Genomic DNA, 7,912 nt, shown 5'->3' on the forward strand with positions numbered 1-7,912 from the left:
GCGACTGGCGCTTGCTGTTCGAGCAGCTCGATTTCGAGCTGGGCGCCGGCGACATGCTGCAAATCAGCGGTCCTAATGGCAGCGGCAAGACCAGCTTGCTGCGCCTGCTGGCCGGCTTGATGCAGCCGACCGCCGGGCAGATTCTGCTGGGCGGAAAGCCACTGGCCGAGCAGCGCCATGCGCTGGAAAGCATCCTGCTGTGGATTGGCCACGCCGCAGGTATCAAGGACCTGCTCACCGCCGAGGAAAATCTCACCTGGCTGTGCGCCTTGCACCAGCCGGCCAGCCGCGAGGCGATCTGGGCGGCGCTGGAGGCGGTCGGCCTGCGCGGTTTCGAAGACGTACCCTGCCATACCCTGTCAGCTGGTCAACTGCGCCGCGTGGCCCTGGCCCGGCTGCACCTGGCTTGCCCGCCGTTATGGATTCTCGACGAACCGTTCACCGCGCTCGACAAGCAAGGCGTGGCCCAGCTGGAAGCGCACCTGGCGGCACACTGCGAACAGGGCGGCACGGTGGTGCTGACCACCCACCACACGCTGGAACGCAAGCCCTCCGGTTACCGTGAACTGAACCTGGGGCAATGGGCGGCATGAGCGTATTCATTTTGTTGTTGCGTCGCGAAGCGCGGCTGCTGTTCCGCCGCCCTGCCGAGCTGGCCAACCCGCTGGTGTTCTTTGCCATCGTCGTGGCGCTGTTCCCTTTGGCGGTCGGCCCAGAAAGCCAATTGTTGCAAACCTTGTCGCCGGGCCTGGTCTGGGTGGCGGCACTGCTGGCAGTGCTGCTGTCGCTGGACGGCTTGTTCCGCAGCGATTTCGAGGACGGCTCGCTGGAGCAGTGGGTGCTGTCACCGCATCCACTGGCGTTGCTGGTGCTGGCCAAGGTGCTGGCGCACTGGATCTTTTCCGGGCTGGCACTGGTATTGTTGGCGCCGCTGCTGGCGCTGATGCTGGGGCTGCCGAGCCATTGCCTGCCGGTGCTGCTTGGCTCCTTGCTGCTGGGCACGCCGGTATTGAGCCTGCTGGGTGCGGTGGGCGCCGCCCTGACGGTCGGTCTGAAGCGCGGTGGTTTGTTACTGGCGTTGCTGATTCTGCCGTTGTATATCCCTGTATTGATCCTGGGCAGTGGTGCGTTGCAAGCGGCATTGCAAAATATGCCCGCAACCGGCCACCTGCTCTGGCTCGCCAGCCTGACGGCCCTGGCCGTGACCCTGGCACCCTTTGCGATAGCGGCCGGCCTGAAGATCAGCGTCGGCGAATAACGAGTCCCGGGCTCTCAAGCCCGGCAAATACCCTGGATGTACCCTGATGAAAATAAGCTGGACGTGGTTCCACAAGCTGGGCTCCCCGAAATGGTTCTATGCCATCAGCGGCCGCATGCTGCCATGGCTGGCCGGCGCTGCCGTGCTCCTGCTGCTGGTCGGTATCACCTGGGGCCTGGCGTTTGCCCCCCAGGACTACCAGCAAGGCAACAGCTTCCGCATCATCTACATTCATGTGCCGGCGGCGATGCTGGCGCAATCCTGCTACGTGCTGCTGGCCGTCGCCGGTGTGGTGGGGCTGGTGTGGAAGATGAAACTGGCCGACGTCGCCCTGCAATGTGCCGCGCCCATCGGCGCCTGGATGACCGCCGTGGCGCTGGTTACCGGCGCTATCTGGGGCAAGCCGACCTGGGGCAGCTGGTGGGTGTGGGACGCCCGCCTTACGTCCATGCTCATTCTGCTGTTCCTGTACTTCGGCATTATTGCGCTGGGCCAGGCGATCAGTAATCGTGACAGTGCGGCCAAGGCCTGCGCGGTGCTGGCGATTGTCGGCGTAGTCAACATCCCGATCATCAAGTACTCGGTGGAGTGGTGGAACACCCTGCACCAGGGCGCCACCTTCACCCTCACCGAAAAGCCGGCGATGCCCGCCGAAATGTGGCTGCCGTTGCTGTGCACGGCGTTGGGTTTCTACTGTTTCTTCGGCGCCGTGCTGTTGCTACGCATGCGCCTTGAAGTGCTCAAGCGCGAGGCGCGCGCCAGTTGGGTCAAGGATGAAGTGTTGAACAGCCTGGGGCGGAGGGCCGCACAATGAGCTTTGCCACCTTCGGTGATTTTCTCGCCATGGGCCACCATGGCCTGTACGTGTGGTCGGCCTATGGCATCTGCCTGGCAGTGCTGGCGCTGAATGTCGCCGCGCCGCTGCTGGCCCGTCGTCGCTACCTGCAAGAAGAGGCGCGCCGTTTGCGCCGGGAGAACAACCAGTGAATCCGCAGCGCAAGAAACGCCTGTTGCTCATCGTCGGCCTGCTGGTCGGTGTCGGGGTTGCCGTCGGCTTTGCCTTGAGCGCATTGCAGCAGAACATCAACCTGTTCTATACGCCCACCCAGATCGCCAATGGCGAAGCGCCGCTGGACACCCGCATCCGTGCTGGCGGCATGGTCGAGAAAGGCTCGGTGCAGCGCTCGTCCGACTCGCTGGACGTGCGCTTTGTGGTCACCGACTTCAACAAGTCGGTGCCGATCACCTACCGCGGCATCCTGCCTGACCTGTTCCGCGAAGGGCAGGGCATTGTTGCCCTGGGCAAAGTCAACGCCGACGGCGTGGTGGTGGCCGATGAAGTACTGGCCAAGCACGACGAGAAGTACATGCCGCCCGAGGTCACCAAGGCCCTGAAGGAAAGCGGCCAGGCCGCCACAGGAACGGAGGCCAGGCCATGAATGCGGCGCTGGTTATACCCGAACTCGGCCAGTTGGCGATGATCCTGGCCATCTGCTTTGCCACCGTGCAGGCCAGTGTGCCGCTGCTTGGCGCGTGGCGTGGCGACAGCCTGTGGATGAGCCTGGCACGGCCGGCGGCCTGGGGGCAATTCGCCTTCCTGGCTTTTGCCTTCGCCTGTTTGACCCATGCCTTCATGACCGACAACTTCTCGGTCGCCTATGTGGCCAGCAACTCTAACAGCGCCTTGCCCTGGTACTACAAATTCAGCGCCGTGTGGGGCGCCCACGAGGGTTCGCTGCTGCTGTGGGCGCTGATCCTGGGCGGCTGGACCTTTGCCGTGTCGGTGTTTTCGCGGCAGTTGCCGCAGGTGATGCTGGCCCGCGTGCTGGCAGTGATGGGCATGATCAGCGTCGGCTTCCTGAGCTTTTTGATCATCACTTCCAACCCATTCCAGCGCCTGCTGCCGCAAGTGCCCACTGACGGTCGCGATCTAAACCCGTTGCTGCAGGACTTCGGCCTGATCGTTCACCCGCCGATGCTGTACATGGGCTACGTGGGCTTCTCGGTGGCCTTTGCCTTCGCCATTGCCGCCTTGCTCGGCGGCCGTCTGGACGCTGCCTGGGCGCGCTGGTCGCGGCCCTGGACCATCGTCGCCTGGGCTTTCCTGGGGGTCGGCATCACCCTGGGCTCCTGGTGGGCCTACTATGAGCTGGGCTGGGGTGGCTGGTGGTTCTGGGACCCGGTGGAAAACGCCTCGTTCATGCCTTGGCTGGTGGGCACGGCGCTGATCCACTCGCTGGCGGTGACTGAAAAGCGCGGGGTGTTCAAGAGCTGGACCGTGCTGTTGGCAATTGCCGCATTCTCGCTGAGCCTGCTGGGTACTTTCCTGGTGCGTTCCGGCGTGCTGACCTCGGTGCACGCATTTGCTGCCGACCCATCGCGGGGCATTTTCATCCTGTTCTTCCTGTTGTTCGTGGTCGGTGGTTCGCTGACCCTGTTCGCCCTGCGCGCACCGGTGGTCAAGAGCCAGGTCGGTTTCGCCCTGTGGTCGCGCGAGACGCTGCTGCTGGCCAACAACCTGGTGCTGGTGGTGGCCGCATCGATGATTCTGCTCGGCACGCTGTACCCGCTGGTGCTTGATGCCCTGACCGGGGCCAAGCTGTCGGTGGGGCCGCCCTATTTCGATGCCTTGTTCCTGCCGCTGATGGCACTGCTGATGGTGGTAATGAGCGTGGGCGTGGTGGTGCGCTGGAAGGACACCCCGGGCAAATGGCTGGTCAGCATGATGACCCCGGTGCTGATCGGCAGTGCCATTCTTGCTCCGGTTGCCGGTTTTATCGTTGACGACTTCGACTGGCCGACCCTGACCGCCTTCGCCCTGGCTGCCTGGGTGGTACTTGGCGGGCTGCGCGACATCCTCGACAAGACCCGTCACAAAGGCCTGCTCAAGGGCCTGCCGGGCCTGGGCCGCAGCTACTGGGGCATGCAACTGGCACACCTGGGCCTGGCGGTGTGTGCGCTGGGTGTGGTGCTGTCGAGCAACAACAGCGCCGAACGCGACCTGCGCATGGCCCCGGGCGAAAGCGTGGAGCTGGGTGGCTACCAGTTCCTGTTCCAGGGCGCCAAGCACTTCGAAGGGCCGAACTTCATCTCCGACAAGGGTACGGTGGTCGTCAGCCGTGGTGGCCGTGAAGTGACGACCCTGCACCCGGAAAAGCGCCTGTACACCGTGCAGCAATCGATGATGACGGAAGCCGGCATCGACGCCGGCTTTACCCGCGACCTTTACGTTGCCCTTGGCGAGCCGCTTGAGAACGGCGCCTGGGCCGTGCGTGTGCACATCAAGCCTTATGTCCGCTGGATCTGGCTGGGCGGTCTGCTGACCGGCCTGGGCGGGTTGCTGGCGGCACTCGACCGGCGCTACCGCGTCAAGGTCAAGACCCGGGTGCGTGAGGCCCTGGGCGTGTCTGGAGCAGCTGCATGAAGCGTTGGATCATGGTAGTCCCCCTGGCAGTGTTCCTGCTGGTGGCGGTGTTTCTCTACAAGGGGCTGTTTCTCAAGCCCGACGAGCTGCCTTCGGCAATGATCGGCAAACCGTTCCCGGTGTTTTCCCTGGCTTCGACCCAGAGCGACCGGACCCTGACCCAGGCCGACTTGCAGGGCCGCCCGGCATTGGTCAACGTGTGGGCCACCTGGTGCCCGTCGTGCAAGGTCGAGCACCCCTACCTGAACCAGCTGGCGCAGCAGGGCGTGGTGATCCACGGCGTCAATTACAAGGACGACAACGCCGCTGCGCAGAAATGGCTGGCCGAATTCCACAACCCTTACCAGCTGGACATCCGTGACGAGCAGGGCAGCCTTGGCCTGGATCTCGGGGTGTACGGCGCGCCGGAAACTTTCCTGATCGACGCCAAGGGCATCATCCGCTACAAGCATGTGGGCATTGTCGATGCCACGGTGTGGCGTGAGCAGCTGGCACCGCTGTACCAGGGCCTGGTCGATGAGGCCAGGCAATGAGGCGCTGGCTGGCAGCTGCCGTGCTGGGCATGAGCCTGGCCAGTGTGGCCAAGGCGGCCATCGACACTTACCAGTTCCGCGATGAAGCCGAGCGCGAGCGCTACCAGCAGTTGACCAAGGAACTGCGTTGCCCCAAGTGCCAGAACCAGGACATCGCCGATTCCAACGCACCGATTGCTGCCGACCTGCGCCGAGAGATCTTCCGCATGCTTGGCGAAGGCAAGAGCAACCAGCAGATCGTCGACTTCATGGTGGACCGCTACGGTGACTTCGTGCGCTACAAACCGGCGCTCAGCGGGCGTACCTGGCTGTTGTGGTTCGGCCCGGGCATCCTGTTGGCCGGTGGTTTCGTGGTGCTGGCGGTGATCGTGCGCCGACGCCGTGGTACGGCTTTGCCGGGCAACAACGAGCTTTCTGTCGAAGAACGCGAGCGACTCGCCAAACTGCTGGAAAAAGAACAGACCCATGATTGAATTCTGGCTTAGCGCGGGCCTGCTGCTGCTCGCCGCCCTCAGCTTTTTGCTGATCCCGATCCTGCGTGGCCGCCGTCGCCAGCAGGAAGAAGACCGCACTGCCCTGAACGTGGCCCTGTATCAGGAACGCGTTGCCGAACTGGCTGCCCAGCAGGCTGCCGGTGTGCTCGATGAGGCACAGTTGGCCAAGGGCCGTGACGAGGCTGCCCGCGAATTGCTGGCTGATACCGAAGGCGCCGATGCCCCACGCCAGGGGCATTTGGGCAAAGCCCTGCCGCTACTGGCTGCCGTGCTGGTACCGCTGATGGCGCTGGGGCTGTACCTGCATTTTGGTGCGGCCGACAAGGTGGCGCTGACCCAGGAATTCGCCGAAGCACCCAAGTCGATGGAAGAAATGACCACGCGCCTGGAGCGTGTGGTGCAGGCCCAGCCTGAGTCGGCCGAGGCCGTGTATTTCCTGGGCCGTGCCTACATGGCCGAGCAGCGCCCGGCCGATGCTGCGCGTACTTTCGAGCGGGCGGTGGCCTTGGCTGGCCGCCAGCCCGAGCTGCTGGGCCAGTGGGCCCAGGCCCTGTACTTTGCCGCCGACAAGCGGTGGAGCCCGCAGTTGCAGGCACTGACGGATGAAGCGCTGAAGGCCGACCCCAACGAGGTGACCAGCCTGGGCCTGCGCGGTATCGCGGCCTTTGAAGGCGAGCGTTACCAGGAAGCCATCGACTACTGGAAGCGCCTGTTGGCGCAGTTGCCGGAAGGCGATGCATCGCGCGATGCCCTGCAAGGCGGCATCGACCGCGCTGCCGAACGCCTGGGTGGCCCGGCAGGGCAGGCTGCAGAGCCCGCGCCGGTGGCTGCGCGGCTGAAAGTGCGGGTGGAACTGGCGGCGGCACTGAAGGACAAGGTAAAACCTGACGATACGGTGTTCATCTTCGCTCGCGCCAGCAATGGCCCGCCGATGCCCCTGGCAGCCAAGCGGGTGACGGTGGCGCAGTTGCCGATCGAAGTGGAGTTGTCCGATGCTGACGCGATGATGCCGCAGATGAAACTGTCGCAATTTGCCGAAGTCCAACTGGTTGCACGGGTTTCCCGCGCTGGTCAGCCTACCCGCGGCGAGTGGATTGGCCAGGGCGCGCCGTTGCCCAGCACCACCCAGGCTACCCAGCACCTGACCATCGACAGCCCAGACCTGTAAGAGAGCAAAGCCATGCACAGCACCGTCCGCCTGACCCTGATCACCCTGGCCCTGGGTTTGTCTGCGTGTACGGTGCATCAGCCGTATGAACAGCCGGTACCCCCGATCGAGCGCGTGCCGCCGCAAGGGCCGGTGGTCAAGCCGTTGCCGGGTGGGCAACCGTCCACCCAGCCGAGCAAACCGGCGGCGATTCCCAAGCCGATGCCGCGTACCTCGGCCAGCTTTGCGCCACCGCCTGGCGGTGCCAGCCACTGGGACCCCAAACTGGGTGTATATGTATTGGAAAAGCAGCCCAATACGTTCTACCGGCAGCGTACGTACTACCGGTTTGATAACGGCTGGAGCTGGTCGCTGAGCCCGAATGGGCCTTGGCAGGACACTGACAGCAGTGGCGTGCCGGGTGGGTTAGGGCGAGCGTTCGCCCAGTAACCCTGCTTCGGCTTTTGCTTTCGCTTTCGCTTTCGCTTTTGCTTTTGCTTTTGCTTTTAAGCGCGCGGTAGCTCAGGCGACGCAGATTGCGACTTCAGGAGGCCGAGCGCAGGGCTTGCGGAGGGAGGTGACGGGCATGGATGCCCGTCAAGCGCTGGGCCCCAGGATGGGGCCTGCAGCGCGGTCCTCCCGGGAGCAAGCCCGGAGCGAGGGGACCCCGGAGCGCAGCGTAGGGGCCGGATGATGGGAGCGCAGCGTTTTTTGGTTACTTTTTGTCGCGTTTGACAAAAAGTGACCCGCCGTAAGGGCGGAAAGGTGACTTGACGCCACCTTCGAAAATGAATGTTAGCCTCCTCATTGATGCCCACGCCTCCACGCCTCCACGCCTCCAAGCGACAAGCGAAACGGTGCTGGTTTTTAGCTCGCGCATAGGCCATTTGCGATGGCGACGCACACTCACCTTTTCGCCCTTACGGCGAGTCACTTTTTGTCAAACGCGACAAAAAGTAACCAAAAAACGCTGCGCTCCCATCATCCGGCCCCTGCGCTGCGCTCCGGGGTCCCCTCACTCCGGCCTCGCTCCCGGGAGGACCGCGCTGCAGGCCC

The 7,912-nt window shown here is 64.0% G+C and carries 10 protein-coding genes; all 10 read left to right on the top strand.

The window, feature by feature from the left end:
- Positions 1-593, top strand: a 593-nt coding sequence (gene ccmA / locus ACK1VC_RS10530; protein WP_449117951.1) for a cytochrome c biogenesis heme-transporting ATPase CcmA, incomplete at its 5' end; no start/stop codon positions are given.
- On the top strand, positions 581-1,258 hold the full coding sequence (ccmB, locus tag ACK1VC_RS10535; protein WP_013973563.1) for a heme exporter protein CcmB: 678 nt from the start codon (positions 581-583) through the stop codon (positions 1,256-1,258). The genes ccmA and ccmB, both read left to right, overlap by 13 nt.
- Before the next feature lie 46 nt (positions 1,259-1,304).
- Positions 1,305-2,072 carry a heme ABC transporter permease gene (locus ACK1VC_RS10540; RefSeq protein ID WP_012273476.1) on the top strand — a complete coding sequence of 256 codons (768 nt, stop codon included), beginning with the start codon at positions 1,305-1,307 and terminating at the stop codon, positions 2,070-2,072.
- Positions 2,069-2,245, top strand: a complete 177-nt coding sequence (ccmD, locus tag ACK1VC_RS10545) for a heme exporter protein CcmD (RefSeq protein WP_012273475.1) — start codon at positions 2,069-2,071, stop codon at positions 2,243-2,245. Before ACK1VC_RS10540 ends, ccmD begins: the two co-directional genes overlap by 4 nt.
- On the top strand, positions 2,242-2,697 hold the full coding sequence (gene ccmE / locus ACK1VC_RS10550) for a cytochrome c maturation protein CcmE (protein ID WP_016488399.1): 456 nt from the start codon (positions 2,242-2,244) through the stop codon (positions 2,695-2,697). Before ccmD ends, ccmE begins: the two co-directional genes overlap by 4 nt.
- Entirely contained in the window at positions 2,694-4,682 is a 1,989-nt protein-coding gene (locus tag ACK1VC_RS10555; protein WP_016488398.1) for a heme lyase CcmF/NrfE family subunit, read from the top strand. The genes ccmE and ACK1VC_RS10555 overlap by 4 nt, the downstream gene beginning before the upstream one ends.
- On the top strand, positions 4,679-5,215 hold the full coding sequence (locus ACK1VC_RS10560) for a DsbE family thiol:disulfide interchange protein (RefSeq protein WP_191086846.1): 537 nt from the start codon (positions 4,679-4,681) through the stop codon (positions 5,213-5,215). Before ACK1VC_RS10555 ends, ACK1VC_RS10560 begins: the two co-directional genes overlap by 4 nt.
- A complete protein-coding gene (locus ACK1VC_RS10565) occupies positions 5,212-5,688 on the top strand; it encodes a cytochrome c-type biogenesis protein (RefSeq protein WP_016488396.1) in 477 nt (158 codons plus the stop codon). The genes ACK1VC_RS10560 and ACK1VC_RS10565 overlap by 4 nt, the downstream gene beginning before the upstream one ends.
- Entirely contained in the window at positions 5,681-6,877 is a 1,197-nt protein-coding gene (gene ccmI, locus ACK1VC_RS10570) for a c-type cytochrome biogenesis protein CcmI (RefSeq protein ID WP_191086845.1), read from the top strand. The genes ACK1VC_RS10565 and ccmI overlap by 8 nt, the downstream gene beginning before the upstream one ends.
- A gap of 12 nt (positions 6,878-6,889) precedes the next feature.
- Entirely contained in the window at positions 6,890-7,306 is a 417-nt protein-coding gene (locus tag ACK1VC_RS10575; protein WP_191086844.1) for a hypothetical protein, read from the top strand.
- Positions 7,307-7,912 lie beyond the last annotated feature (606 nt).

The organism is Pseudomonas sp. XP2, from assembly GCF_053557975.1.